Genomic DNA, 24,659 nt, shown 5'->3' with positions numbered 1-24,659 from the left:
CCGGGGCATGACCGCGACGACGAACGCCTCTTCTACTCATGCCGGCGGTCCGCTGGCCGGCCTCAAGGTCATCGAACTCGGCCAGCTGATCGCGGGGCCGTTCGCGGCGCGCACGCTGGCGGACTTCGGCGCCGAGGTCGTCAAGATCGAGGCTCCCGGCACGGGCGATCCGCTGCGCAGCTGGCGGCTGCTGAAGGACGGCACCTCGGTCTGGTGGCAGGTGCAGTCGCGCAACAAGCGCTCGCTGGCGCTCGACCTGCGCGAGCCCGAGGCGCAGGCCGTGGTGCGCAAGCTCGCGGCCGAGGCCGACGTGCTGATCGAGAACTTCCGCCCCGGCGCCATGGAAAGCTGGGGCCTCGGCCCCGACGAGCTGCTGGCCGCCAACCCTGCCCTCGTCATGCTGCGCATCAGCGGCTACGGCCAGACCGGGCCGTACCGCGACCGGCCGGGCTTCGGCGTGGTGGCCGAGGCCATGGGCGGGCTGCGCCACCTCACCGGCGAACCGGGCCGCGTGCCGGTGCGCGTGGGCGTGTCGATCGGCGACACGCTGGCTTCGCTGCATGGCGTGATCGGCGTGCTGCTGGCCATGCAGCACCGGCATGCGACGGTGAGCGCCGAATACCCCAGGGGCCGCGGGCAGGTGATCGACGTGGCGCTCTACGAGGCGGTGTTCAACTGCATGGAAAGCCTGCTGCCCGAGTACGACGCCTTCGGCGCGGTTCGCGAGGCGGCCGGCAGCGCCTTGCCGGGCATCGCGCCGACCAACGCCTACCGCTGCGCGGACGGCGGCTACGCCATCGTCGCGGGCAACGGCGACAGCATCTTCCGCAGGCTCATGGAATGCATCGGCCGGCCCGACCTGGCCGCCGACCCGGCATTGGCCGGCAACGCCGGGCGCGTGGCGCAGGTCGGGATGCTGGACGCCGCCATCGGCGACTGGACCGCGCGGCACACGGTGGAAGAGGTGCTGGCCGCGCTCGACGCGGCGCATGTGCCGGCAGGGCGCATCTACACCATCGCCGACATCGCGGTCGACCCGCACTACGCGGCGCGCGGCATGCTGCAGCAGGTGCGAATGAGCGACGGCAGCCAGCTGGCCGTGCCGGGCTTCGTTCCCAAGCTGTCGCTCACGCCGGCCAGCCACCGCCACAACGCACCGGCAGTGGGGGCGGACACCGATGCGGTGCTGAAGGAAATCGGGCTGAGCGAGGAGCAGATCGCCGCGCTGCGTGCGCGCGGGATCGTGGGGTAGTCCGTTTCAGGCCGCCGCTCTGATGCGTGCGGCGAGCATCGCCAACGCTTCATCGCTTGCGCGCGCATGGTCGTGCGACGACAGGTAGCCCTCGTAGCGCGTGAAATATCTGTCGACGTTCGACTTGATCGGCTGCCACTTGCCTTGCTTTGGCGTGCCGTGCATGGGAAACAGCTTGGCATGCACGTGGTCGACGCCGAAGCCTTCCAGGACCATCCCGGTGCGACCGACGTCATCGAAGGCGCGATCGAGCAGCAGGCCGACTTTTCTCGCGGCGAGGACCAGGCCTGCCAGCGCGTCGTCTTCCAGATGGAATGCGTAGCTCGGGGAGTGCTTTCTCGGTATCACGACCGAGCAGCCTTCGGTATTCGGAAAAATCGACAGGAAGGCGACATGCGATTCGTCCTCCCATATCGTGTGGGAAGGGCTCTGGCCTTCGATGATCTTGCAGAAAATGCAGTCGTTGCTCATACGGTCCGGCGTGGCTTTTGAAATGCGCGTCGTCATTCCAGAGACGGAATCGACGCGCAAATGTTTTGCCGGCCGGACCTCCAGGCCATCAAATCAGCCGCGCAGCGACTCGATCAGGTCGATGTATTTCTGCTTGGCTTCGTCGGCGCTCGCGCCCTTCTGCGCGGTCCAGGCGTCCCACTTGGCGCGCGCGACGATGTCGCTGAAGCTCGGCTTCTTGGCGGTGTTGTCGCCTTCGGTGGCCTGCTTGAACAGGCCGTAGATCTTCAGCAGTGTCGGGTTGTCGGGGCGCTCGGCGAGCAGCTTGGAGTTGGCCTGGGCGGCTTCGAATTGGGCGTTGAGGTCGGACATGGGCTTGGTCGAATTGAAAAGCTGAAAACGCGCATCTTAAATCGCGTGGTACTTGAAAGTACCGGGGTCAGTCGCGCAGCCCCGCGCGCGCCAGTTCCACGTCCAGCCGCTCGCGGGCGTCGGCCGGATTCAGCGCGGCGGCCTTCTCGAACCACTGCGTGGCCTCGCGCATGCGCGACTCGCCGTGCAGCATCACCAGCGCGCGGGCGTATTCCATCATTCCGGCGGCGGAATCGGGGTTGAGCGCCAGGCCGCGTTCGAACAGTTCGATCGAGGCCTCGGCCCGCACGCCGTAGGTCATGCGTCCGACCAGCGCGCCGACCTTGTCGATCACCTCGGCGTGGAACGCCGCCAGCGCGACGTGCGCATCGGCATGCCCCGGCTGGAGTTCGATGACGCGTTCGAGCGCGCCCTTGAGCTTGCTGCCCAGCCCTTGCGCCAGCGCGCGCGCCACGCTGATGCCCTGGCTGTAGCGACCCAGCGCATAGGCCTGCCAGTAAAGGGCCTGGCAGTTGCCGGGATCGGCCAGCACCTGCGCGCCGGCGCGCTCGATCACCTGGCGGAACATGGCGAGCCGCACGGATTCGCGCGGCTCCAGGTAGTTGGCGTAGATGGCGGTGGCCTGGTTGGCCAGCACCATGCCGTCGGCGCCGTGCAGCAGGCCGACCGTGGCCGCACGCTCGAATTCGCCGCTGTGGTACAGCGCCCAGCCCTCGGCCAGCGGCGAGTCCGCGGCGGGCGGCGGCATGTGGTCGTGGCCCGCGTGCAGCCGCGGCCAGTGCGCCAGCACGCTGCGCGCGTCGTGGCGGGGCGTGTCGGCGTAGGGCAGGGGCGTCCACGGTTGCGCGGCGGTGGCGGCGGCCGCGGCGCCGCCGGACATCAGCGAGAGCGGTTTGAAATCGGGGTGGGGCATGGTCTTGTCTAGGCCGCCATATCGACCGGGGACGCGACCGGGGACGTCGCGTTGGATGCATCTTCCGCGCCGTAGGCATTGCTCAATGTCAGCAGATGCCGCCTTTGCTCGGTGCCGAGGTACGGCGCCAGCAGGTGCAGCGTGTGCTGGCCGCCGCGCATCAGCGCACCCTGCGCATGCGCCGGCTCCAGCGCCTCGCGCGGGTTGCGCACGTACTCGTAGCTCAGCCAGTAGGTCAGCACCACCACCATGCTGTGTGCAAGGGTGCCGACCTCGTGCGCATCGATCTCCAGGTGGCCGGCGCGGCTCAGCCCGGCGATCAGCTGGCGGATGGCGCGGGCCTTGTTCTCCAGCACCAGCTGCAACTGGGTTTCCAGGTGGCGGTTCTTGCTCAGCAGGTCGTTGAGGTCGCGGTACAGGAAGCGGTAGCGCCAGATCAGCTCGAACAGGCTGTGCATGAAGAACCACGCGTCCTCCACGTCGTGCACGCCTTCGCTCGCGTGCAGCAGCTCGTTGAGCTCGGCTTCGTAGCCTTCGTAGAGCTTGTTGATCAGCTCTTCCTTGGCCGGGTAGTGGTAGTAGAGGTTGCCCGGACTGATGTTGAGTTCGCCCGCCACCAGCGTGGTCGAGACGTTCGGCTCCCCGAAGCGGTTGAACAGGTCCAATGCGGCTTCGAGGATGCGTTGCGCTGTGCGGCGTGGCGCCTTCTTTGCCATGTCTCGGTGCCCCCGGTTGTCTCTTGAAGGCACTCTAGCGCATGTGCACCGCACCATGAACGGCGCGGTGCATGTTTTGCGGGGCTGTTTTCTTGTGCAGTGCCGCAATAGCGGCCGGCCGATGCGGGCCGGCGCGGAGGGTCAGCCGGCCTTGCTGCGGCGCAAGGTGGTCTTCTTGGCGGCCGGAGCCGCCGTCTTGCGGGCAGCAGCCTTGCGCGGGGCTGCTGTTGCCGCCGCCTGCTTCTTCAACTGGGCCTCGAGCGCTTCGACGCGCGCCTGCAGCGCGGCCACGTCGGCGGCCGATGGGGTGCCGAGCTTTTCGAGCGCGCGCGCCACGCGTTCCTCGAAGATGTTCTCCAGCTTGCCCCACTGGCCGGCCGCCTTGGTGCCGAACTCGCTCGCGAAGCCGGCCATGCGCTGCTGGGCCTGGGCCAGCGTTTCCTCGGCGGCCTGCTGGGTCTTCTTCTGCATGCCGGCGCCGTCCTTGACCAGCGCCTCGAAGGCCTTGCTGCCTTCCTGCTGCATCTTGGCGAAGGCGCCGAGCCCGGCCAGCCAGATCTGCTGGGCGGAGTCCTTGATGCGGTCGGCGGCTTTGCTGTTGTCGTCCTGGGAGGCCATGCGAGGTGTTCCTTGAAAGATTCGAATCGATCGCAGGACTCTAGCGGCCCCCGGCGCTCGCGATTAGGGCTTTGCGCCTAGCGCCTAGCGCCTGGCTCAGGGCGTGGCGCCCGCGGCGCGGCTGGCGTCCAGGTGGGCCTTGGCGCGCTCGGCCAGCGCCATTTCGCCCGGGGTGCCGGGTGCGAAGCTCTCGACCTGCAATGGACGCCCGTGCGAGTCGACCGACACGAAGACGATCAGGCACTCGGTGGTCTTCTCCATCGCGCCGCCCTTCATGTCGCCGCTGCGCACCTCGACCGAGATGTTCATGCTGGTCTTGCCGGTGTAGGCCAGGCGGGCCTCCACCTCGACAAGGTCGCCAATCATGATCGGCCTGTGGAAGCGGATGCTGCCGATGAAGGCGGTGACGCAGTAGCGCTTGGCCCAGCTGGTCGCGCAGGCGTAGCCGGCCTCGTCGATCCACTTCATGACCGTGCCGCCGTGGACCTTGCCGCCGAAGTTGACGGTGTTCGGCTCGGCAAGAAAGCGCAGGGTGATCGAGGACATGGTTCGCCTTTTCTGGAATGGCTGTGGTGGGGAGCCGCGATTATGCGAGTGCGCGCCCCTTCATGCGCCCCTTCACGCGCCCCCTTCAGGCGCCGCTGAACAACTGGGCCAGCGTGCGCCGCAGCCACGCGTTGCCCGGGTCGGCGTGGAAGCGCTCGTGCCAGTGCTGCTTCACCGCGTAGTCGGGCAGCGAGAAGGGCGGCTCCAGCAGCTTCACCGGCTCCTGCGTGGCCAGCACTTTGCCCAGGATGCGCGGCACCACCACCAGCAGCTCGGTATGCGCCACGATGCGCGCCACGCTCAGGAAGCTCGACAGCCGCACCACCACGTTGCGCCTGAGCCCCAGCCGCGCGAGCGTGGTGTCGACGATGGCGTGCCCCGTGCCCGACGTCGACACCACCGCATGCGCCTCCGCCTCGAAGCGCTTGCGCGTGAGCCGCGCGCCGATGCGCGGATGGTTCTGCGCGGCCAGGCACACGAAGTTCTGCATGAACAGCGTCTGCTGGTAGAAGCCCGCGTCCAGCTGGGGCATGAAGCCCACGGCCAGGTCGACCTCGCCGTCCTGCAGGCGGCGCCCGCTGATGGTGGAGATGATCTCGGTCTCGATGTGCACCCCCCGGCGCCGCATGCCGCAGGTGGTCGAGCAGGCCTGGCAGCAGCACCACCTCGCTGATGTCCGTCATGCAGATGCGAAAGCGCCGCTGCGCCTGCGCGGGGTCGAAGCTGCTGCGGTTGCCCTGGGCCTGCGCCAGCTGGCCCAGCGCCTCGCGCAGGTTCGGGTAGATGCGCTCCGCATGCGGCGTGGGCTGCATGCCCTGCGCGGTGCGGGTGAAGAGGCGGTCGTCGAAGTGCGCGCGCAGCTTGTTCAGCGCGGTGCTGGCCGCCGACTGCGCCATGCCCAGCCGCTCGGCCGCCTTGGAGACGTTGCCGGTCTTGTAGACCTCGTCGAACACGGCGAGCCATTCGAGATCGAGCCTGGACATGGGTGTTTCCCTGGAGCGAAAGGCACCATTATCGAAATTCCGGATTCCGTGTATTGGCTGCCGGGCTTGAGGAAATAGTGGTGCGGCTCAACAATGCCCGGCCACGGAGACAACCACGCCCATGAAACCCGTTCCCTCCAACGCGGCAGAGCGCCGCGACTACTACGCCCGCATCGGGCCGCTGCATCTCACGCCGCTGTGGGAGTCGCTGCACGCGCTCGTGCCGCGCGAACCGCAGACGCCCTGCGTGCCCGCGCTGTGGCGCTACGACGAGATCCGCCCGCTGCTGATGGAGTCGGCCGACCTCATCACCGCCGAAGAGGCCGTGCGCCGCGTGCTGGTGCTCGAGAACCCGGCGCTGCCCGGCAACTCGTCGATCACGCAGTCGCTGTATGCCGGCCTGCAGCTCATCATGCCGGGCGAGGTGGCGCCTTCGCACCGCCATGTGCAGTCGGCGCTGCGCTTCATCGTCGACGGCAAGGGCGCCTACACCACGGTGGGCGGCGAGCGCACCACCATGTACCCCGGCGACTTCATCATCACGCCGTCGTGGGCCTGGCACGACCACGGCAACGAGGGCATCGGCGGCAGCGTGGAGCCGGTGGTGTGGCTCGACGGGCTCGACATTCCGATGCTGCGCTTCTTCGACGCGGGCTTCGCCGAGAACGACGATTCCAAGGTGCAGCACGTCTCGCGCGCGGAAGGCAACAGCCTTGCGCGCTTCGGCCACAACATGGTGCCGGTGCGCCACGACCATGTGTCGGCCACCTCGCCGATCTTCAACTACCCCTATGCGCGCAGCCGCGAGGCACTGGCCCTGTTGCAGAAGCAGGAAGCGCCTGACGCGTGGCTGGGCCACAAGCTGCGCTACGTCAACCCGCTGACAGGCGGCTCGCCGATGCCGACCATCTCGACCAACCTGCAGCTGCTGCCCAAGGGCTTCGCGGGCAAGACCCACCGCGCGACCGACGGCGCCGTCTACAGCGTGGTCGAAGGCCACGGCACGGCCGAGATCGCCGGCCAGCGCTTCACGTTCGGCCCGCGCGACACCTTCGTGGTGCCGTCGTGGGCGCCGCTGAAGCTGTCGTCGCCGAGCGAAGACGCCGTGCTCTTCAGCTTCTCGGACCGCCCCGTGCAGCAGGCCATGGGCATCCTGCGCGAAGCCTTCCTTGAAGGATGTTGACCCCCCGGCTTTTCACTGCGCTTCGCTTCGTGTAATTCGCCACCCCCCGAGGGGGAGGCTCGGCCGCCTTGGGGCGGCCCGGCGCCGGCCGAATTTCTTCTTTTGTTTTGTTGACCGTGTGCCGCCCCGTGCGGCAGGAACCCCCCATGTCCTTCGTTTTCACGCCTCCTTCCGTCGTCGGCCTGCCCATCGTGGATTCCGACAAGCTGTTCCCCGTGCGCCGCGTGTACTGCGTCGGCCGCAACTACGCGGCCCATGCGCGCGAGATGGGCTTCGACCCCGACCGCGAACCGCCGTTCTTCTTCTGCAAGCCGAATGACGACGCCTCGGTGGTGCCCGTGGCCGCGGGCGCGACCGGCAGCATTCCGTACCCGCCGCTCACCAGCAACTACCACTACGAAGCCGAACTGGTCGTGGCCATCGGCAAGGGCGGCAAGGACATCAAGGTCGAAGACGCCGCCAGCCACATCCACAGCTATGCCGTGGGCCTGGACATGACCCGCCGCGACCTGCAGATGAAGATGCGCGAGCAGGGCCGCCCCTGGGAAATCGGCAAGGCGTTCGACTTCTCCGCGCCCATCGCGCCGCTGCGCACGCTGGCCGACGTAGGCGAGATCAACGCCGGCGCCATCACCCTCGAAGTCGACGGCCAGGTGCGCCAGAACAGCGACATCACGCACCTGATCTGGTCGGTCAACGAGGTCATCGCCAACCTGTCGACGCTCTTCACGCTGCAGCCCGGCGACCTGATCTTCACCGGCACGCCCGAAGGCGTGGGCGCGGTGAAGGCCGGCCAGACCATCAAGGTGAGCATCGAGCGCCTGCCGTCGCTCACGGTCCGTATCGACTGAGTCTTTCTCCCGATCGCACAGGCACGCGCCATGACCCTTTCGAAGAATCCCCCCTCCGTGCTGCTGGTCGGCGGCGGCATCGGCGGCATGGCCGCGGCGCTGGCACTGGCGCGCCTTGGCGTGTCCATCGACCTGCTGGAGCAGAGCGCCGCCATCGGCGAGATCGGCGCCGGCCTGCAGCTCGGCCCCAACGCCTTCGCCGCGCTCGACGCGCTCGGCGTGGGCGAGGCGGTGCGCCGGGGCTCGGTGTTCACAGACCGGCTGGTGATGATGGACGCCGTCGATTGCGGCGAAGTGGCCTCGGTGCCGGTGGGCGAAGCCTTCCGCGCGCGCTTCCGGAACCCGTATGCGGTGAGCCACCGCGCCGACCTGCACGGCGCCATCCACGAGGCGGTGAAGCAGCATCCGCTGATCCGCTTTCACACCTCGGCGCAGGTCGAGGCGCTCGACATCGGCGCCCAGGGCGTGGCCGCCGTCACCACCGACGGCCGCCGCTTCAAGGCCGACGCCATCGTCGGCTGCGACGGCGTGAAGTCGGTGGTGCGCGCCAGGCTCATCGGCGACGCGCCGCGCGTGTCGGGCCACGTGGTCTACCGCGCGGTGGTGCCCGCCGCCGACATGCCGGCCGACCTGTGCTGGAACGCGCCGGTGGTGTGGGCCGGCCCCGACTGCCACCTGGTGCACTACCCGCTGCGCCACGGCGAGCAATACAACCTGGTCGTCACCTTCCACAGCCGCGAGCAGGAACAGTGGGGCGTGACCGACGGCAGCAAGGAGGAAGTGCTGTCGTACTTCGAGGGCGTGCACGCGCGCCCGCGCCAGCTGCTCGACCGCCCGACCTCGTGGCGCCGCTGGAGCACCGCCGACCGCGACCCGGTCGAGCGCTGGAGCGACGGCCCGGCCACGCTGCTGGGCGACGCGGCGCACCCCATGATGCAGTACCTCGCGCAGGGCGCCTGCATGGCGCTCGAAGACGCGGTGACGCTGGGCGAGGCCGTGAAAGCCTGCGATTTCGACATGGCCGCCGCGTTCAAGCTGTACGAGGCCGCGCGCGTCGCCCGCACCGCGCGCGTGGTGCTGTCGGTGCGCGAGATGGGCCGCATCTATCACGCCAAGGGCGTGGAGCGGCTGGTGCGCAACAGCCTCTGGACCGGCCGCACGCCCGAACGCTTCTACGATGCGGTCGAGTGGCTCTATGCATGGCGGCCCGAGCACTGCCTGGACGATGCGCCCCGGGCGCTTTCGCCGCGCTGAAACCTGTTCCCTTCATCATCACTATTCGAGGCCAGAGGCCCAGGAGACAAAGCATGAACTTCCCGCGCGCACTGCTGACCGGCATCCTTGCCGTGACCGGCGCCACCGCCACCACCGCCGCACTGGCGCAGGCCGGCGATTTTCCGAACAAACCCGTGACGCTGGTCACGCCCTTCGCGGCCGGCAGCGGCCCCGACGCGGTGCTGCGCCTGGTGTCCGACAAGCTCTCGCGCCTGTGGAACCAGCGCGTGCTGATCGACAACAAGCCCGGCGGCGGCGGCTTCATCGCCATCGACCAGGCCCGCCGCGCCGCGCCCGACGGCTACACGCTGCTGCAGCTCGACAGCGAGCACATCGCCGCGCTGCCGCACCTGTACAAGTCCAAGAACTTCGTGACGCTGCAGCACTTCGACCCGGTGGCCTCGCTGTTTCGCACGCCTTTCTTCGTGGCGGTGGGCACCGACTCGAAGTGGAAGAACATGGGCGACCTGATCGCCGCCGCCAAGGCCGAGCCGGACGCCATCGTCTATGGCTCGTGGGGCGTCGGCAGCCCGGGCCACCTGGGCGCGCAGCAGCTCGAGGCGCTCACCGGCATCCGCATGCGCCACGCGCCGTACCGCGAGGTGTCGCAGCTGTATTCCAACGTGGGCACCGGCGAAGTGCCGTGGGCCTTCGCGAGCATTCCGTCGAGCCAGGGCATCTACAAGGCCGGCAAGCTGCGCTACCTGGCCGTCGCGGCGCCACGGCGCATTCCGCAGATGCCCGACGTGCCGACCATGGCCGAGGCCGGCGGCCCGGCCTCGCTGGAGGTCAATTCCTTCGTGTCGCTGCTCGCGCCAAAGGGCGTGCCGGCGGCCGTGAAGGCGAAGATCAACGCCGACGTGGCCAAGGTCATCGCCGACCCCGAGATCCGTGCCCGCTTCGACACCTTCGCCTTCGAGCCGCTGGCCTGGTCGCCCGAGGAAATCGAGCGCAACGCCGAGGCCAAGTCGAAGGTGTATGGCGAGCTGGTGCGCAGGGGCAACATCAGCCTCGATTAGCGCGGCCCGCGCCTTGCCCAGCGCTTCGCTCGGCAGTTAAGCTGGCCCTCTTTACTTTTTGCTAACTTTTTCACACTTTTCTCCATGTCCGTCACCAAGAGAGCCCTCCTGATTGCCTGCGGCCTGGCCGCCGCCGCCGCGCTGCCGATGACCGCCGGCGCGCAGAACGCCGCCTGGCCGAACAAGCCGATCCGCCTGCTCGTGGGCTTCCCCGGCGGCTCCACGCCCGACATCGCCGCGCGCACCATCGCCGAGCCGCTGTCCAAGGCGCTGGGCCAGCCGATCGTGGTGGACAACAAGGCGGGCGCATCGGGCAACATCGCGGCCGACCAGGTGGCCAAGGCCACCGACGACCACACGCTGGGCATCGTCATCAACGGCAACCTCACGTCGTCGAAGATGCTGTACGCCAAGCTGCCGTACGACCCGGTCAAGGACTTCACCTATCTGTCGCTGATCGCGACCGCGCCGCTGGTGCTGGTGGCTCAGAACAACCTGCCCTCGGGCGCCGCCTTCTTCGACGCGGGCCGCAAGGCCGGCGACAAGTGGAACTACGGCTCCGTGGGCATCGGCTCGGTCGGCCACCTGGGCATGGAACTGCTCAAGACCCGCGTGCCCGGCTTCAAGCCCGAGCACGTGCCCTACCAGGGCAACCCGCAGGTCATCACCGCCATGCTGGGCGACCAGGTGCAGATGGGCCTGATCCCGCCGGGCGTGGCCATGCCGCAGATCAAGGCCGGCAAGCTCAAGGCCATCGGCCTCACGGGCGGACGCAGCGCGCTGGTGCCCGAGATCCCGCCGCTGTCGGAGGCCGGCGTGAAGGACTTCAACCTCGAAGTGTGGGTGGCGCTGCTGGGCCCGGCCAACCTGTCGAAGGCGGCGCAGGCGCGCATCAGCCGCGAACTCGAAGTGGTCATGAAGGACCCGGACGTGCGCCGCAAGCTCTTCGAGCAAGGCTGGCAGGCCGTGGGCACCTCGCCGGACGGCATGCGCACGCGCGTGAACGAAGAGGCGGCCATCATGACGAAGATCATTTCCGCACGCGGCATCAAGCTCCAGTGATGACGACAGTCCAGACCTTGCACGAACCGGCGCGCGAGCTGCCGGTCTTCGGCGAATACGACGTGGTGGTGGTCGGCGGCGGCCCCGCCGGCATCGCCGCCGCCGTGAGCGCGGCGCGCCACGGCGCCAGCACGCTGCTGGTGGAGCGCTACGGCTTCCTCGGCGGCATGGGCACGGCCGGCGGCGTCACCAACTTCGCGGGCCTGTACGGCAAGCGCAAGGGCGAGATGACCCAGCTGGTGCGCGGCGTGGTCGACGAGCTGATCGAGCGCATCGCCGGGCTCAACGGCATGAACCAGCCGCAGAACGGCATGGGCGGGCGCATCTGCGTGCGCTCTTACGACACCTCGGCCTACAAGCTGGCCGCCGACCAGCTGCTCGATGCGGCCGGCGTGAAGCTGCTGTTCCATGCGTATGCGGCCGCGGCGATCCGCGACGGCAGCCGCATCGCGGCGCTGGTGGTCGAGACCAAGTCGGGCCGCCAGGCGATTCGCGCCAACGCCTTCATCGACGCCAGCGGCGACGCCGACGTGGCCGCCTTCGCGGGCGTGCCCTTCGAGGTTGGCGACGGCCACGGCAGCGGGCTGTTCCCGACCACCATGTTCCGCATCGGCCAGGTCGACGCGCCGGCCGCGCTGGAGGCGGTGGGCGAGTTCAAGGCCATCAACGACTTCATGGCGCGCGCCGAGCAGCAGAAGCCGGGCGTCTACAAGTTCCCGCGCGAAGGCGCCATCCTGCGGCCCAACAAGGACCCGCGCGAATGGCGCGCCAACGTCACGCAGATCCGCAACGCCCAGGGCCGTGCGATGAACGGCGTCGACGCGCGCGAGCTGACCGAAGGCGAGCTCGAAGGCCGCCGCCAGATCAGCGAGTACTTCAAGTTCCTGAAGGCCGAGGTGCCGGGCTTCGCGCAGTCGGCCATCGTGGAGATCGCGCCGCAGGTCGGCATCCGCGAGACGCGGCGCATCCAGGGCCTGTACGCGCTCGGGCGCGAGGACATCCTTTCTTCGGCCAAGTTCGACGACAACATCGGCCTGAATGCCTGGCCGATGGAAATGCACGCCGACGGCCGCATCGAGTGGGCCTTCCCGCGCGACGAAGACAACGCCTACAACCACCTGCCGTGGCGCATGCTGGTGCCGCAGGCGGTCGACAACCTGCTGGTGGCCGGCCGCTGCGCATCGATGACGCACGAAGGCCAGTCGGCCGCGCGCGCGAGCGGGGGCTGCTTCGTCATGGGGCAGGCGGCGGGCACCGCTGCGGCCTCGCTGGGCGGCGGCAGCTTCGCGAAGGTGGACGTTCCCGCGCTGCAGCAAAAGCTGCTCGCCGACGGCGTCGACCTCGACCGCTGATCGCGGCGGCGCGCTAGAGTCCGGGGCTTGATGAACTTGAACCCCGGACGAACCGTGCACTTTCCTTCGTTGTCGACACCCGCGCGTCGCACCCTCCTGACGCTGTCCTGCACCGCCATCGGCCTCATGCTGGCCGGCTGCGCCAGTACCCCCGAAGGCGAGCCCGTGCACGGCAAGGACCGGCTGCTGAGCTTCTTCGCCGCCAAGGACGGCCGCAAGGTCGCCATTGCCGGCGAGAACTACCACTACGTGTTCGACGGCGATCCGTCGGTGGCGGCGCTGCTGCGCTGGGAAGGCCGCGCCAAGGTCACGCCCGCGCTGCTCGGCGAGCTGAAGGTGGCGCGCAACCAGAGCTTCGAGGGCCAGTACGTGCTGATGGCTTTCGACGCCGACCTGACGCCCGAGGACCGCGCCTTCCTGATCCAGACCGGCTTCGCCAGGACCGACGCGAAATACGGCGACCGCCCCGGCCCCACGCTGCGCTACTTCGGCACCGTCTACGGCAAGCGTTACGCGGCGGTGCCGATCAAGTCGGCCGACACGGTCGACTTCTCCCGGCGCCAGTACCTGGGCTACGTCGAGCAGGAAACGCTCAGCGCCCCCTTCAGCAAGGCCGCGCCTTCGCCGCTGGTGTATGCCGACGACGGCTCGCTGCTGCTGGCCGGCGTGCCGGTGCGCGTGGTGCAGGGCGGCACGGACTACGGCTGCCGCGCCCGGCTCATGGGCATGTGCTTCTACAAGTAGCGGCAGCTGACGGTGGGGCTGCTGACCGGCCCGCGACAGCTGGCCGGCCCGGGCTTTGCTATGGTGGAGGGTTGCTTCCAGCCCGCTTCGACAGCCTCGACCCGCTTTCTCCCTCCCGATGACCACCGACTCCGCCACCGCCTCCCGCCTCGTCGACGAACTCGTCGCGCTCATGCAGCTCGAACCCCTGGGCGGCGACCGCTTCCGGGCCCGGAGCGAGGACATCGGCACCCCCGCCGTCTTCGGCGGCCAGGTGCTCGGCCAGTCGCTCATGGCCGCCAGCCTCACGGTCGGCGCCGAGCGCCCGGTGCATTCCATGCACGCCTACTTCCTGCTGCCGGGCGAGCATGCGCCCATCGAATACAGCGTGGACCGCGTGCGCGACGGCCGCAGCTTCACCACCCGCCACGTGGTGGCGCGCCAGCAGGAGCGCATCATTTTCGAGATGTCGGCCTCGTTCCAGACCGTGGACGAGGGCGTCGAGCACCAGTTCGACATGCCCGCCGTGGCCGGCCCCGAAGGCCTCGCCAGCGAGCTCGACCAGCGCATCGCCCTCGGCGACCGCCTGCCGGAGCCCTGGCGCAGCAAGGCGATCCAGCCGCACGGCATCGAGTACCGCCGCGTCGACCCCGAGGACCTGATGGCGCCGCTGCCGCGTCCGGCCTCGGCGCAAAGCGCGATCTGGATGCGCGCCATCGCGCCGCTGCCCTACGACCCGATGGTGCATCGCGCGCTGCTGGCCTACGCCTCCGACCACGGCCTGCTGCGCGCCGCGATGCTGCCGCACGGCCTGAGCTTCATGAGCGGCCAGGTGCGCCCCGCCAGCCTGGACCACGCGATGTGGTTCCACCGCGATTTCCGCATGGACGACTGGCTGCTGTACGTGCTCGACTCGCCCAGCGCCGGCGGCGCGCGCGGCCTGTGCCGCGGCAGCCTCTATGCGCGCGACGGCCGCCTCGTGGCCTCGGCCGCGCAGGAAGGCATGCTGCGCATCAGGAAGCCGTGGACGGCGACGACTCGCCCGTGAGCGCGGCCTGCTGCAGCCCGTCGCGGCTGCGCTCGCCCAGCAGTCGCTGGTAGTTGTCGCGCAGCAGGATGCCGGCGTAGTACACATGCTCGCGCATCAGCTGCTCCGCGCGAGCGGCGTCACCTGAAATCACGGCCTGCACGATGCGGTGGTGGTCGTCGTGCGAGCGCAGGATCACGCCGTGGTCGTGCCACAGCATGATGCGGTCCGACGCGAACGGCACCGCCTGCGCCTGCGCGCCGAAGCGCACGATCCACTGGTTGCCCGCACCATGCATCAGCGCGTTGTGCAGCCGCACATTCATCTGCTGGTAGGGCGCGAGGTCTTCGGCCAGCAGCTTTCCCTTCGCAAGTATTTCGTCGCCTTCGCGCAGGCACTCCTGCAATAGCGCGGCGGTCGGCTCGTCCACGCCCAGCGCGGCGAAGCGCCTGCAGGCCAGCCCCTCCAGCACCGAGCGCACCTCGTAGGCCGCGAGGATGTCCTCGAGCGCGAACGAGCGCACCAGGTAACCCTTCTTCGGCTGGTGGTCGATCAGCCCTTCCATCGCCAGCGCGGCCAGCGCGGCGCGCACCGGCGTGCGCGACACCTTGAGGGTTTCGGCGATCGGCACTTCTTCCACGCGCATGCCCGGCTGCAGCCTGCCGTGAAGGATCCAGGTGCGCAGCGTCTCGGTGACTTGTTGGGAGAGTGTGTCCATGTCAGGTATACATGATGCCAGTGAAAGTCAGAAATAAGGCGTGATATCAGGGAAAACGAGGGCTTCGAAAAGTGTTCATGTATACACAATGCGGCCCTCGATCAACTTTCATGCCGCCTCGAAGCGGCCCGGAGACCTTGCAGCCCATGTCGGAACATCATGCACAACCTCACGGCCGGCTGGCCCTCGTGACCGGCGGCGGCCGCGGCATCGGCGAGGCCGTGTGCCGCCGCCTCGCGGCCAGCGGCTTTCGCGTCGTGGTGGCCGACATCGACGGCGACAACGCCCGCGCCGTGGCCCGGTCGCTCGGCGAGGGCCACCACTTCCGCGAGTTCGACGTGAGCCAGGAAGCCGCCGTCGAAGCCGCGTTCGACGACATCGAGAGCACGCTCGGCCCGGTGGCCGCAATGGTCTGCGTGGCCGGCATCCTGCTGATGCCAGGCGGCGAGCGTTCGCCGATCAAGGACACCACGCTCGAAGACTGGGAGCGCACCTTCGCCGTCAACGCGCGCAGCGTGTTCCTGTGCGGGCGCGCCTACCTGCGCCGGCGCGAAGCGGCGCCCGTGGCGCACGGCCGCATCGTCACCTTCGGCTCGGTGGCGGCGCAGCTGGGCGGCTACCGCTCCAGCGCCACCTACATCGGCGCCAAGTCGGCGGTGCTCGGCCTCACGAAGGCGATGGCGCGCGAATCGGCGCACCTGGGCGTCACGGTGAATTCGGTGGCCCCCGGGCTGATCGACACCGACATGCTGCGCGGCACCGTGCGCAGCAGCGGCGCGCTCGACGCGGCCGCCGCCAGCATCCCGCTCGGGCGCATCGGCACGGTGGACGACGTGGCCGGCGCGGTCGACTACCTGGTGTCGGAGCAGGCGGCGTACATCACCGGCAACGTGATCGACGTCAACGGCGGCTACCGCATGCAGTGACGGCCGCGCAGGTCTTTCACCCTTTCATTCCAACGGAGACAGCTCATGAAAAAGAACTTCCTGATTTCGGCACTGGCCCTGGGCGTGGCGCTCTGCGCGACGGCGCCCGCCGCGCTCGCGCAGGCCGAGCCCGGCCTGACCGACAAGACCATCAAGATCGGCATGTTCTCGCCGATGTCGGGCCCGTCGATGAACTACGGCTTCGACGTCATCAACGCCGCGAAGATGTACTACGACAAGATCAACAAGGAAGGCGGCGTGAACGGCCGCAAGATCGAGCTCGTGGTGGAAGACGACCGCTGCAACGCCAACGACCTGCTGGCCGCGGTGAAGAAGCTCACCGAGCAGGACCAGGTGTTCCTGCTCAACGGCGGCTCCTGCTCGGCCGCCGTGGTGGGCGCGCGCGAATACGTCGAGCGCGCGAAGATCCCGCTGGTCATGCTCAACGCCTCGGGCGACGGCGCGCTGTATCCGCCGTCGAAGTACATCTACGGCGCGTTCTCCATCTCGCAGCATGCGGTGGGCGGCTCGATGGTGCAGTTCGCGAGCGAGCAGCTCAAGGCGAAGAAGATCGGCTACATCAACCACGACGACGCCTACGGCGGCTGGAACCTCGAGTCGGCCCAGGCGCAGGCCAAGGCCCTGGGCGGCGTCGACCTGCAGGTGCAGTCGGTCAACCCGAACATCACCGACGTGACCGCGCCCATGCTGAAGATCAAGGCCGCCAACCCCGATGTGCTGCTGCTCACCACCTACGCACGGCCGGTGAGCCTGATCGTCAAGCGCGCCTTCGAGCTGGGCTTCAACAAGCCCATCGTGCTGGCCGTCAACTCCACCGCCGACCTCAAGCAGCTGGTGGAGAACGTGGGCAACAAGGACGCCTTCAAGAACGTCTACATCCAGGAAGTGCTGGCCGACGTTCCCGGCGGTCCCAAGCTCAAGTGGGTGTACGACATGTACAAGGCCTCCTACCCCGACCTGGCCTCCAAGCCGGGCTATCCGCAGGCCTACATGCCCTACGGCATTCCGCCCGCGATGGCCGTGGTCAACGCACTGAAAGCGGCCGGCCCCAACCCGACGCGCGAGAAAGTGCTCGCGGCGCTGTCGACGATGAAGTTCGACTCCGGCGTGATGGCCGGCCCGATCGAGTTCGGCCCGCAGGACCACGCGGCGCAGGAAGCGGCCATCTACATCAAGTTCGACGGCAGCAACATGGCGCTGGTGCCGGGCAGCTACAAGAGCGTGTGGCAGTACAAGCCCTGACGGCCGGCGCGACATGAGTCTTTCCGACATCTGGCTGTTCGTCCAGCAGGGCGTGCTGTCCGGCATCGTCACCGGCAGCGTCTACGCGCTGCTCGCGGTGGCGATCGTCATGGTCTTCAAGACCACCGACGTGCCGAACTTCTCGCAAGGCGAAATCTTCATGGCCGGCGGCTACGCCGCGCTCTTTCCGCTGGTGGTGTGGGGCTGGCCCTACTGGGCCGCGGTGCTCGCGAGCATCGTGGTCACCGCCTTGCTCGCCGCGGCCTTCCAGCGCGTGGTGATGCAGCGCGTGACCGCCTCGCGCGGCGTGGGCGTGCAGCTCGTCATTGCCACGCTCGGCTTCGCGTACCTGCTCAAGGGGCTGGTGCGCAAGACCGGCCTGGGCGACACGCCGCGCTCGCTGCCCTCGCTGGTGCCGCAGGACCCCATCATGATCGGGCAGGCCTCGCTCACGCTGCTCGACCTGGCCATCTTCGGCTCGGCCGTGGTGGTGATGGTGCTGCTGTACCTGATGTTCACGCGCACCCGCACCGGCCAGGCCATGCGCGCGGTGGGCATGAACCCGCGCGGCGCGCAGATCGTGGGCGTGAAGCTCGGCACCATCCGCATGAAGATCTGGGCGCTCACGGGTGTCATCTCGGCCATCTCGGCGCTGCTGATCACGCCCAAGATCCTCATCACGCCCGACATCGGCCACATCGCGATCCTGGCCTACGCGGCGGCCATCGTCGGCGGCTTCACCAGCCTGCCGGGCGCGGTGGTCGGCGGCTTCATCATCGGCATCGTCGAGAACCTGGTGGGGCTTTTCATTTCGTCCAACGCCATCGTGGTCGCGCCCTTCGTGGCGATCATGGTGGTGCTGCTGGTGCGTCCGCAAGGGCTGCTCGGCGGCAAGCCTCAGGTGAAGAAGGTATGAGCGCTTCGACAGTTTCGTCCCCTTGGTGGGACCGCGGGGTGCTGCTCGGCATGGCCGTGGTGCTCGCGGTGCTGCCCTTCACCACCAGCGGCTATGTGCTGTACGTGGTCAACCTGCTGATGGTGTTCTCGGTGCTGGCGCTGGGCATGCACCTGGTCATCGGCGAGACGGGCCAGTTCGCGCTGTCGCACGCGGCCTTCTTCGGCATCGGCATCTACACGGCCGGGCTCATCAACAACCAGTGGCAGCCGCCGTTCTTCGTGTCGATCCTCGCGGGCGCCGTGCTGTCGGCCGCACTGGGCTGGGTGATCGGACTGCTGGCGCTGCGCATGCGCGACATCTACCTGGCGCTGGCCACCTTCGCCTTCGGCGAGGCGATGCAGTGGGTGTTCCTGAACTGGGAATCGGTGACCAACGGCTCCAACGGCCTGCAGATGAAGCCGGCCTCGCTCGGCGGCCACCAGCTGCTCAACGACCTGCAGGCATACCCCTTCGTGGTGGCCATCGCGGCGCTGATGCTGTGGCTCACGGTGGCGCTGTCGCGCTCGCGGCTGGGCTCGTCGTTCCGCGCGGTGCGCGAGAGCGACGTGGCGGCCATCGCCATGGGTGTGAACACACGCGCGGTGAAGGTCACGGCCTTCGTGCTGTCGGCCGCCTTCGCGGGCGTGGCGGGCGGCATGTACACGCTGTTCACCTCCTTCATCCATCCCGAGAGCCTTGGCTTCCAGACCACCATCCTGATCCTCACGATGGTGGTGGTGGGCGGCCTGGGTTCGGTGCGCGGCGCGGTGGCCGGCGCCATCGTGTTCGGCCTGGCGTCGGAGCTGCTGCGGCAGGCGCCGTCGTACCAGGAAATCATCTACGGCGGCATCCTCATGCTCTTCATGATGTTCCTGCCCAAGGGCATGGCCTCGCTCTTCGCGGCGCGCCGCAAGTCGCAGCGCGCGGGTTCCGTGGCCGTGACGGAGAAGCACGCATGAGCGCCGCGCTGGGCCGCCCCGAGCAAGCTCGCACCGTAGCGCGCAGCGCGGAGGTTATTCAATGAACACGACCACATTCCTCGACGTGCGCGACATCAGCGTAGTGTTCGGCGGCCTGAAGGCGGTGAACGGTCTCTCGTTCCAGGTGGAGCAGGGCCGCATCCATGCGCTCATCGGGCCGAACGGCGCGGGCAAGTCGACCACCTTCAACTGCATCTCGCGTTTCTACACGCCCAGCAGCGGCAGCGTGACCTTCGAAGGGCGCGAGCTCACCAGCGTGTCGCCGCACCGCATGGCCTCTCTTGGCATCGCGCGCACCTTCCAGAACCTGGAGCTGTTCGCCGAACTGTCGGTGCTCGAGAACGTGCTGCTCGGCACGCACTCGCGCGGCGCCGCCACGCTGGGCAGGCTGCTGCGCCGTCCCGACCGCGAGACCGAAGACTTCGCGATGCACCTGCTGGAGCGCGTCGGCCTGGCCGACGAGCGCCACCAGCCGGCGCGCGACCTCGACTTCGGCCGCCAGAAGCTGCTGGAGCTGGCGCGCGCGCTCGCCATCAAGCCGAAGCTGCTGCTGCTCGACGAGCCCGCGGCCGGCCTGCGCAACCGCGAGATCGAAAGCCTCGACCGGCTGCTCAAGGAGCTGGTGGCGCGCGACGGCATCACCGTGTTGCTGGTCGAGCATGTGATGCAGCTGGTGATGTCGATTTCGGACCGCATCACCGTCATGGCCTTCGGCGAGAAGATCGCGGAAGGCACGCCCGCGGAAATCGGCAGCAATGCGCGCGTGATCGAGGCCTATCTTGGCAAAGGAAGTGGAAAAGGAGCGGCGCATGGCTGAAGCACTGTTGTCACTGCGCGCCATCTCGGCCGCCTACGGCCGCATCCAGGCGCTGTGCGACGTGTCGGTCGACGTGCCCGAGGGCGAGATCGTCGCGCTGCTCGGCAGCAACGGCGCAGGCAAGACCACAACGCTGAACTGCATCTCGAACCTGGTCGACTGCACCGAGGGCGAGGTGCGGCTCGACGGCGAACGCATCGACCGGCTGGGCTCCGACGCGCTGGTCAGGCGCGGCATCGTGCAGGTGCCCGAAGGCCGCCAGGTGTTCCGCGACATGAGCGTGCGCGAGAACCTCGACCTCGGTGCCTACCTGCGGCGCGACCGCGCGGGCATCCGCAACGACCTGGAGTCGGTCTACACGATGTTCCCGCGCCTGAAGGAGCGCCAGCACCAGATGGCCGCCACCTTGTCGGGCGGCGAGCAGCAGATGCTGGCCATCGGCCGCGCGGTGATGGCGCGCCCGCGCGTGATGCTGTTCGACGAACCGTCGATGGGCCTGTCGCCGCTGCTGGTGGAGCAGATGTTCGGGATCATCGAGCGCCTGCACCGCGAACAGAAGATCACGATCCTGCTGGTCGAGCAGAACGTGCAGCTCGCGCTGGCGGTGTCGAGCTACGGCTACATCCTGGAGAACGGCGAGATCTCCTTGCACGGTCCCGCCGCACAACTGGCAAACGACGAAGCGGTGCGCCGCGCCTACCTCGGCGTCTGACGCCGCTTCCCAGAAAGAAAGTTCATGCTCCTCAAAGACAAACTCTCGCTGGTCACCGGCGCCGCGCGCGGCCTGGGCGAAGCCATCGCGCGCCGCATGGCGGCCGAAGGCGCGCACGTGCTGGTGGTGGACCGCGACCTCGAAGTCGCGCAAAAGGTGGCCGCGTCGATCCGCGAAGCCGGCGGCCGCGCCGATGCCGAGAGCGTCGACGTGAGCGATGCGGCGGCGGTCGATGCGCTCGCGGTGCGCGTCGCGGCGTCGCACGGCGACATCGACGTGCTGGTCAATAACGCTGGCATCTCCGCGCGCTCGAAGTTCGACGAGCCCGGTGCGCGCGAAGCCTGGGACCGCGTCATGTCGGTCAACCTGCAGGGCGTGTTCAACGTCACGCAGGCATTCGTGCCGGCGCTCAAGCGCACGCAGGGCAGCATCGTGAACCTGTCGTCCATCGTGGCCTTCGGTGCGGGCATCTCGTCGGCCGGCTATGTGGTGGCCAAGGGCGGCGTGCGTTCGCTCACGCAGGTGCTGGCGCGTGACCTGGCGCCTTACGGCGTGCGCGTGAACGCGGTGGCCCCGGGCCTCATGGTCACGGACATGACGGCCGGCCAGCGCGAGACCGAACACGGGACCGACTGGTACATGAGCCGCGTGCCCATCAAGCGCCACGGCGAGGCCGACGAGATCGCCGGGCCGGTCGTCTTTCTCGCGTCATCGATGGCCAGCTACGTCAATGGCGTGGTGCTGCCGGTCGATGGCGGCTACCTGGCGGTCTGAGCACCGCCGCACATCGGAACAATCATGAACAACAGCAGTACAGAGAAGCCGCTCGTCCTGGTGACGGGCGGCGCCAGCGGCATGGGCCGCGCCATCGTCGAGCGCATGGCGCAGGGCGGCTGGCGCGTGGTCATGGCCGACTACAACGGCGAGCTTGCCGAGCGCGAGACGCAGGTGCTGCGCAACGCGGGCCTCGACGTGGAATGCCGCGCCATCGACCTGACCGACGAGGCCGCCGTGCGCGCGATGGTGCAGCAGCTGCCGCCGCTCACCGCGTTGGTCAACAACGCCGGCATCTTCGACGAGCGAGCCTTCCTCGACGTGACCTCGGCGGACTTCCGCCGCATGTACGAAGTGAACCTGCTGGCCGTGGCCACGCTCACGCAGGAGGCCGCGCGCAAGATGGTGGACGGCGCGCGCATCGTCAACATCGCATCGCGTGCCTACCTGGGCGCGAAGAACCACGCGCACTACGTGGCGTCCAAGGCTGCACTGGTCGGCTACACGCGCGCCAGCGCGATGGAGCTTGCGCCGCGCGGCATCATGGTCAACGCCATCGCGCCGGGGCTGATCGACACGCCGCTGCTGCGCGCGCTGTCGCCCGAACGCCTGGCCGCGCAGCTTGCGCTGCAGCCCACCGGCGCGGCGGGACGGCCCGAGGACATCGCGCACGCGGTGACCTTCTTCGCGTCGCCGGCGACCTGCTTCGTCACCGGGCAGGTCCTGTTCGTGGACGGCGGCAAGTCGCTCGGCGGGTCGGGGTCCTGATGGCACGGCAGCAACAACAGGAAAAGACCGTGTACGACGTGGTCGTCGTCGGCAGTGGCGCGGGCGGCCTTTCCGCCGCGCTCACCGCCAGCCTCGAAGGCCTCGACGTGCTGGTGGTCGAGAAGACCGACCGCATCGGCGGATCGACGGCCATCTCGGGCGGCGCCGTGTGGGTGCCGCTGAACGACCAGGCCGAGGCGGCCGGCCATCCCGACACGCGCGGCAAGGCCTGGACCTACCTGCAGAACACCGTGGGCGCGGCCGGCGACGAAGAGCTGCGCCACGCATTCCTCGACGCCGGCCCGCTCGCGCTGCGCTACCTGCGCGAGCGCACCGACGTGCAGCTCGCCGCGCGCACCTACTCGCCCGACTACTACCCCGACCGCGAAGGCGCCGCGATGGGCGGCCGCTCGCTCGATCCCATCGAGTTCGACGGCCGGCTGCTCGGTCCGCACTTCAAGACGCTGCGCGACCCGCTGCCCGAGTTCTGCGTGCTCGGCGGCATGATGGTCAACATGACCGACGTGAAGCACCTGCTTGCGGTCTGGCGTTCGTTCGCGTCGTGGAAGCATGGGGTGAAGATGGTGCTGCGCTACTTCGGCGACCGCCTGAGCGGCCACCACCGCGGCACGCGGCTGCTGCTGGGCAATGCGCTGGCTGCCCGGCTTTTTCACAGCGTGCTGAAGAAGGGCATTCCGTTCTGGCTGAACACGCCGGCGCTGGGGCTGGAGAAAGACGCGACAGGCGCGGTCACCGGCGTGCGACTGCGCCGCGACGGCAAGGAACTGACGGTGCACGCGCGGCGCGGCGTGGTCATCGCCACCGGCGGCTTTCCGTGGAACGCAGCCATGCGCGGCCAGCACTATCCGGCACCCACCGGGCCGTACTCGATGTCGCCGCAAGACAATGCGGGCGAAGGCATTGCGATGGCGCAGCAGGCCGGCGGCGTGCTCGGCACGGCCCACGCGGGGCCGGCGCTGTGGGCTCCCGTCTCGTTGCTCACGCGCCCTGACGGCAGCGTGCTGCGGTACCCGCACCTGGTGTGGGACCGCGCCAAGCCGGGGCTGATCGCAGTCGATGCGCGCGGCGAGCGCTTCGTCAATGAATCGACCTCGTACCACGAGTTCGTGCGCGGCATGTACCGTGCGAACGCCAAGGCCGCGAGCATTCCGGCGCTGCTGGTGTGTGACAGCGCGTTCATGGAGAAGTGGGGCCTTGGCCTTGCGTTGCCCGGCGGCCGTCCGCGCGAGCATCTGGTGCGCGCCGGCTATCTCTATCGCGCAGACACGCTCGAAGCGCTCGCGCTGCAGGCGGGCGTGGACCCGGCCGGGCTGGCGCGAACCGTCGCCAGGTTCAACCCGCTTGCCGCGCAGGGCCAGGACCCGGTGTTCGGCAAGGGCAGCGATGCCTACAACCGCTACCTCGGCGATCCGGAGCATCAACCCAATGCCTGCCTCGCGCCGGTGAATCAGGCGCCGTTCTATGCCGTGAAGGTGTACCCCGGCGACATCGGCACCGCGCTGGGCATCCGCGCCGACGGCAACGCGCGTGCGCTCGATGCGCAGGGCGAGCCCATCGCTGGCCTGTACGTGGCCGGGAACGACATGCACTCCGTGATGGGTGGCGAGTACCCCGCGCCGGGCATCACGCTCGGACCCGCGCTAACCTTCGGCTGGGTGGCGGGCATGCACCTGGCACACGGCGCCGCCGCCGAACACCATTGAAAGACAACAGCACCTCGTCATGAAAATCTTCTTCTCTCCCGCATCCCCCTTCGTCCGCAAGTGCATGGTCGTGGCGCACGAGCTCGGCATTGCCGATCGCATCGAGAAGCTGCCGAGCGCGGCCGGCCCCGTGAAGCGCGACGCCACCATCATCCCGAAGAACCCGCTCGGCCAGGTGCCGACGTTCCTCACGGACGACGGGCAGGTGCTGTTCGACAGCCGCGTGATCTGCGAGTACCTCAACGCCACGCAGTCGGGCAAGCTGTTTCCGGCAGAAGGTGCGCAGCGCTGGGCGCGGTTGACCGAGCTGTCGCTGGCCGACGGCATGACGGGTGCCGCATTGCTCGCACGCTACGAGAACGTGCTGCGTCCCGAGTCGCTGCGCTGGGCCGACTGGACCGATGGCCAGCTGTCGAAGGTGCGAACCGGGCTCGAATGGCTCGAGACTGCGTCGCCTTCCTTCGGCGACCGATTGGACATCGGCACCATCGCATTCGGTTGCGCGCTGGGGTACATGGACTTCCGCTTTCCCGATGTGGATTGGCGTGCCGAAGCACCTAACAGCGCGAAGTGGTTCGAGGTGTTCAACCAGCGTTCGTCGATGCAGGCCACTTTGCCTACTGCCTGAGTTTCGTTCGGCTCGGGGAGCGCTCACGCCGACGGGGTACCTTGCTCCGCGAATGTCCCCCGGCCTGCGG

27 protein-coding genes and 1 pseudogene are annotated in these 24,659 nt (G+C 68.6%); 19 read left to right on the top strand and 9 right to left on the bottom strand.

The features are described from left to right. Positions 1–7: 7 nt before the first annotated feature. Positions 8–1,252: a CaiB/BaiF CoA transferase family protein gene (locus tag QRN67_RS09400; protein WP_285411570.1), complete on the top strand. Its 1,245-nt coding sequence runs from the start codon at positions 8–10 to the stop codon at positions 1,250–1,252. Positions 1,253–1,258: 6 nt separating this feature from the next. On the opposite strand, the gene QRN67_RS09395 is transcribed toward QRN67_RS09400, so the two are convergent. From QRN67_RS09395 to QRN67_RS09360, 8 genes and pseudogenes are all read right to left on the bottom strand, one after another. Next, positions 1,259–1,759 (bottom strand): HIT family protein, encoded by a 501-nt coding sequence (locus QRN67_RS09395; RefSeq protein ID WP_216639244.1) that lies wholly within the window; start codon positions 1,757–1,759, stop codon positions 1,259–1,261. A gap of 57 nt (positions 1,760–1,816) precedes the next feature. Next, a complete protein-coding gene (locus tag QRN67_RS09390) occupies positions 1,817–2,074 on the bottom strand; it encodes an acyl-CoA-binding protein (protein ID WP_007835415.1) in 258 nt (85 codons plus the stop codon). A 67-nt stretch (positions 2,075–2,141) separates the two neighbouring features. Next, positions 2,142–2,987, bottom strand: a complete 846-nt coding sequence (locus QRN67_RS09385) for a tetratricopeptide repeat protein (protein WP_285411569.1) — start codon at positions 2,985–2,987, stop codon at positions 2,142–2,144. 8 nt (positions 2,988–2,995) lie between these two features. After that, complete coding sequence (locus tag QRN67_RS09380; protein WP_106936027.1) at positions 2,996–3,703, bottom strand: TetR/AcrR family transcriptional regulator; 708 nt, start codon at positions 3,701–3,703, stop codon at positions 2,996–2,998. Between the two features lie 141 nt (positions 3,704–3,844). After that, positions 3,845–4,321, bottom strand: coding sequence for a phasin family protein (locus QRN67_RS09375; protein WP_285411568.1), 477 nt, complete (start codon positions 4,319–4,321; stop codon positions 3,845–3,847). 96 nt (positions 4,322–4,417) lie between these two features. Beyond that, positions 4,418–4,867, bottom strand: a complete 450-nt coding sequence (locus QRN67_RS09370) for an acyl-CoA thioesterase (protein ID WP_081270698.1) — start codon at positions 4,865–4,867, stop codon at positions 4,418–4,420. A gap of 85 nt (positions 4,868–4,952) precedes the next feature. After that, complete coding sequence (locus QRN67_RS09365) at positions 4,953–5,480, bottom strand: LysR substrate-binding domain-containing protein (RefSeq protein ID WP_285411567.1); 528 nt, start codon at positions 5,478–5,480, stop codon at positions 4,953–4,955. 235 nt (positions 5,481–5,715) lie between these two features. Next, a pseudogene (locus QRN67_RS09360) lies at positions 5,716–5,850 on the bottom strand (LysR family transcriptional regulator); the annotation flags it as partial. A 121-nt stretch (positions 5,851–5,971) separates the two neighbouring features. On the opposite strand from QRN67_RS09360, the gene gtdA reads away from it, so the two are divergent. From gtdA to QRN67_RS09320, 8 genes are all read left to right on the top strand, one after another. Continuing rightward, positions 5,972–7,033: a gentisate 1,2-dioxygenase gene (gene gtdA / locus QRN67_RS09355; RefSeq protein ID WP_285411566.1), complete on the top strand. Its 1,062-nt coding sequence runs from the start codon at positions 5,972–5,974 to the stop codon at positions 7,031–7,033. A gap of 146 nt (positions 7,034–7,179) precedes the next feature. After that, positions 7,180–7,884 carry a fumarylacetoacetate hydrolase family protein gene (locus QRN67_RS09350; protein WP_081270701.1) on the top strand — a complete coding sequence of 235 codons (705 nt, stop codon included), beginning with the start codon at positions 7,180–7,182 and terminating at the stop codon, positions 7,882–7,884. Positions 7,885–7,914: 30 nt separating this feature from the next. Then, positions 7,915–9,138 carry a 3-hydroxybenzoate 6-monooxygenase gene (locus QRN67_RS09345; protein ID WP_106936025.1) on the top strand — a complete coding sequence of 408 codons (1,224 nt, stop codon included), beginning with the start codon at positions 7,915–7,917 and terminating at the stop codon, positions 9,136–9,138. Positions 9,139–9,191: 53 nt separating this feature from the next. Next, positions 9,192–10,178 carry a Bug family tripartite tricarboxylate transporter substrate binding protein gene (locus tag QRN67_RS09340; protein ID WP_205367733.1) on the top strand — a complete coding sequence of 329 codons (987 nt, stop codon included), beginning with the start codon at positions 9,192–9,194 and terminating at the stop codon, positions 10,176–10,178. An 84-nt stretch (positions 10,179–10,262) separates the two neighbouring features. Next, entirely contained in the window at positions 10,263–11,240 is a 978-nt protein-coding gene (locus QRN67_RS09335; RefSeq protein WP_081270704.1) for a Bug family tripartite tricarboxylate transporter substrate binding protein, read from the top strand. Then, on the top strand, positions 11,240–12,592 hold the full coding sequence (locus QRN67_RS09330; protein WP_285411565.1) for an FAD-dependent oxidoreductase: 1,353 nt from the start codon (positions 11,240–11,242) through the stop codon (positions 12,590–12,592). Before QRN67_RS09335 ends, QRN67_RS09330 begins: the two co-directional genes overlap by 1 nt. A gap of 54 nt (positions 12,593–12,646) precedes the next feature. Next, a complete protein-coding gene (locus QRN67_RS09325; protein WP_285411564.1) occupies positions 12,647–13,336 on the top strand; it encodes a hypothetical protein in 690 nt (229 codons plus the stop codon). A gap of 118 nt (positions 13,337–13,454) precedes the next feature. Next, the gene (locus QRN67_RS09320; RefSeq protein ID WP_285411563.1) at positions 13,455–14,363 is read left to right on the top strand and encodes an acyl-CoA thioesterase; all 909 of its coding nucleotides are present in this window, start codon (positions 13,455–13,457) and stop codon (positions 14,361–14,363) included. Here QRN67_RS09320 and QRN67_RS09315 read toward each other — a convergent pair. Then, entirely contained in the window at positions 14,329–15,060 is a 732-nt protein-coding gene (locus QRN67_RS09315) for a GntR family transcriptional regulator (protein ID WP_106936022.1), read from the bottom strand. The two genes, QRN67_RS09320 and QRN67_RS09315, sit on opposite strands and share 35 nt — an antisense overlap. Before the next feature lie 146 nt (positions 15,061–15,206). Between QRN67_RS09315 and QRN67_RS09310 the strand changes: the two genes are divergently transcribed. From QRN67_RS09310 to QRN67_RS09265, 10 genes are all read left to right on the top strand, one after another. Beyond that, complete coding sequence (locus tag QRN67_RS09310) at positions 15,207–15,986, top strand: SDR family NAD(P)-dependent oxidoreductase (protein WP_285411562.1); 780 nt, start codon at positions 15,207–15,209, stop codon at positions 15,984–15,986. Positions 15,987–16,031: 45 nt separating this feature from the next. Next, positions 16,032–17,249, top strand: a complete 1,218-nt coding sequence (locus QRN67_RS09305; protein WP_081270709.1) for an ABC transporter substrate-binding protein — start codon at positions 16,032–16,034, stop codon at positions 17,247–17,249. A gap of 13 nt (positions 17,250–17,262) precedes the next feature. Further along, a complete protein-coding gene (locus QRN67_RS09300; RefSeq protein WP_081270710.1) occupies positions 17,263–18,165 on the top strand; it encodes a branched-chain amino acid ABC transporter permease in 903 nt (300 codons plus the stop codon). After that, positions 18,162–19,145 (top strand): branched-chain amino acid ABC transporter permease, encoded by a 984-nt coding sequence (locus tag QRN67_RS09295; protein WP_285411561.1) that lies wholly within the window; start codon positions 18,162–18,164, stop codon positions 19,143–19,145. The genes QRN67_RS09300 and QRN67_RS09295 overlap by 4 nt, the downstream gene beginning before the upstream one ends. A 61-nt stretch (positions 19,146–19,206) precedes the next feature. Then, positions 19,207–19,983, top strand: coding sequence for an ABC transporter ATP-binding protein (locus tag QRN67_RS09290; RefSeq protein WP_285411560.1), 777 nt, complete (start codon positions 19,207–19,209; stop codon positions 19,981–19,983). Next, a complete protein-coding gene (locus tag QRN67_RS09285) occupies positions 19,976–20,695 on the top strand; it encodes an ABC transporter ATP-binding protein (RefSeq protein WP_285411559.1) in 720 nt (239 codons plus the stop codon). Before QRN67_RS09290 ends, QRN67_RS09285 begins: the two co-directional genes overlap by 8 nt. A 24-nt stretch (positions 20,696–20,719) precedes the next feature. After that, positions 20,720–21,469, top strand: coding sequence for an SDR family NAD(P)-dependent oxidoreductase (locus tag QRN67_RS09280; RefSeq protein WP_106936019.1), 750 nt, complete (start codon positions 20,720–20,722; stop codon positions 21,467–21,469). A gap of 24 nt (positions 21,470–21,493) precedes the next feature. Next, the gene (locus QRN67_RS09275) at positions 21,494–22,237 is read left to right on the top strand and encodes an SDR family NAD(P)-dependent oxidoreductase (protein ID WP_285411558.1); all 744 of its coding nucleotides are present in this window, start codon (positions 21,494–21,496) and stop codon (positions 22,235–22,237) included. Positions 22,238–22,266: 29 nt separating this feature from the next. Further along, positions 22,267–23,961 carry an FAD-dependent oxidoreductase gene (locus tag QRN67_RS09270; RefSeq protein ID WP_350226835.1) on the top strand — a complete coding sequence of 565 codons (1,695 nt, stop codon included), beginning with the start codon at positions 22,267–22,269 and terminating at the stop codon, positions 23,959–23,961. 19 nt (positions 23,962–23,980) lie between these two features. Then, positions 23,981–24,589 carry a glutathione S-transferase gene (locus QRN67_RS09265; protein WP_285411556.1) on the top strand — a complete coding sequence of 203 codons (609 nt, stop codon included), beginning with the start codon at positions 23,981–23,983 and terminating at the stop codon, positions 24,587–24,589. Positions 24,590–24,659 lie beyond the last annotated feature (70 nt).

Source organism: Variovorax sp. efr-133-TYG-130 (assembly GCF_030208835.1).
In the GTDB taxonomy this organism is placed as follows: Bacteria; Pseudomonadota; Gammaproteobacteria; order Burkholderiales; family Burkholderiaceae_C; genus Variovorax.
The sequence above is the reverse complement of the archived record's forward strand: the minus strand, read 5'-3'. Positions and strand labels throughout refer to the sequence as shown.

Bases quoted from the DNA above. Each gene is read 5' to 3' on its own strand.
- QRN67_RS09320 (WP_285411563.1), top strand. From the start codon at position 13,455: ATGACCACCGACTCCGCCACCGCCTCCCGCCTCGTCGACGAACTCGTC.
- gtdA (WP_285411566.1), top strand. From the start codon at position 5,972: ATGAAACCCGTTCCCTCCAACGCGGCAGAGCGCCGCGACTACTACGCC.
- QRN67_RS09295 (WP_285411561.1), top strand. From the start codon at position 18,162: ATGAGCGCTTCGACAGTTTCGTCCCCTTGGTGGGACCGCGGGGTGCTG.
- QRN67_RS09335 (WP_081270704.1), top strand. From the start codon at position 10,263: ATGTCCGTCACCAAGAGAGCCCTCCTGATTGCCTGCGGCCTGGCCGCC.
- QRN67_RS09305 (WP_081270709.1), top strand. From the start codon at position 16,032: ATGAAAAAGAACTTCCTGATTTCGGCACTGGCCCTGGGCGTGGCGCTC.
- QRN67_RS09310 (WP_285411562.1), top strand. From the start codon at position 15,207: ATGTCGGAACATCATGCACAACCTCACGGCCGGCTGGCCCTCGTGACC.
- QRN67_RS09290 (WP_285411560.1), top strand. From the start codon at position 19,207: ATGAACACGACCACATTCCTCGACGTGCGCGACATCAGCGTAGTGTTC.
- QRN67_RS09375 (WP_285411568.1), bottom strand. From the start codon at position 4,321: ATGGCCTCCCAGGACGACAACAGCAAAGCCGCCGACCGCATCAAGGAC.
- QRN67_RS09395 (WP_216639244.1), bottom strand. From the start codon at position 1,759: ATGACGACGCGCATTTCAAAAGCCACGCCGGACCGTATGAGCAACGAC.
- QRN67_RS09280 (WP_106936019.1), top strand. From the start codon at position 20,720: ATGCTCCTCAAAGACAAACTCTCGCTGGTCACCGGCGCCGCGCGCGGC.
- QRN67_RS09275 (WP_285411558.1), top strand. From the start codon at position 21,494: ATGAACAACAGCAGTACAGAGAAGCCGCTCGTCCTGGTGACGGGCGGC.
- QRN67_RS09315 (WP_106936022.1), bottom strand. From the start codon at position 15,060: ATGGACACACTCTCCCAACAAGTCACCGAGACGCTGCGCACCTGGATC.
- QRN67_RS09330 (WP_285411565.1), top strand. From the start codon at position 11,240: ATGACGACAGTCCAGACCTTGCACGAACCGGCGCGCGAGCTGCCGGTC.
- QRN67_RS09370 (WP_081270698.1), bottom strand. From the start codon at position 4,867: ATGTCCTCGATCACCCTGCGCTTTCTTGCCGAGCCGAACACCGTCAAC.
- QRN67_RS09265 (WP_285411556.1), top strand. From the start codon at position 23,981: ATGAAAATCTTCTTCTCTCCCGCATCCCCCTTCGTCCGCAAGTGCATG.
- QRN67_RS09390 (WP_007835415.1), bottom strand. From the start codon at position 2,074: ATGTCCGACCTCAACGCCCAATTCGAAGCCGCCCAGGCCAACTCCAAG.
- QRN67_RS09350 (WP_081270701.1), top strand. From the start codon at position 7,180: ATGTCCTTCGTTTTCACGCCTCCTTCCGTCGTCGGCCTGCCCATCGTG.
- QRN67_RS09285 (WP_285411559.1), top strand. From the start codon at position 19,976: ATGGCTGAAGCACTGTTGTCACTGCGCGCCATCTCGGCCGCCTACGGC.
- QRN67_RS09380 (WP_106936027.1), bottom strand. From the start codon at position 3,703: ATGGCAAAGAAGGCGCCACGCCGCACAGCGCAACGCATCCTCGAAGCC.
- QRN67_RS09400 (WP_285411570.1), top strand. From the start codon at position 8: ATGACCGCGACGACGAACGCCTCTTCTACTCATGCCGGCGGTCCGCTG.
- QRN67_RS09345 (WP_106936025.1), top strand. From the start codon at position 7,915: ATGACCCTTTCGAAGAATCCCCCCTCCGTGCTGCTGGTCGGCGGCGGC.
- QRN67_RS09340 (WP_205367733.1), top strand. From the start codon at position 9,192: ATGAACTTCCCGCGCGCACTGCTGACCGGCATCCTTGCCGTGACCGGC.
- QRN67_RS09385 (WP_285411569.1), bottom strand. From the start codon at position 2,987: ATGCCCCACCCCGATTTCAAACCGCTCTCGCTGATGTCCGGCGGCGCC.
- QRN67_RS09300 (WP_081270710.1), top strand. From the start codon at position 17,263: ATGAGTCTTTCCGACATCTGGCTGTTCGTCCAGCAGGGCGTGCTGTCC.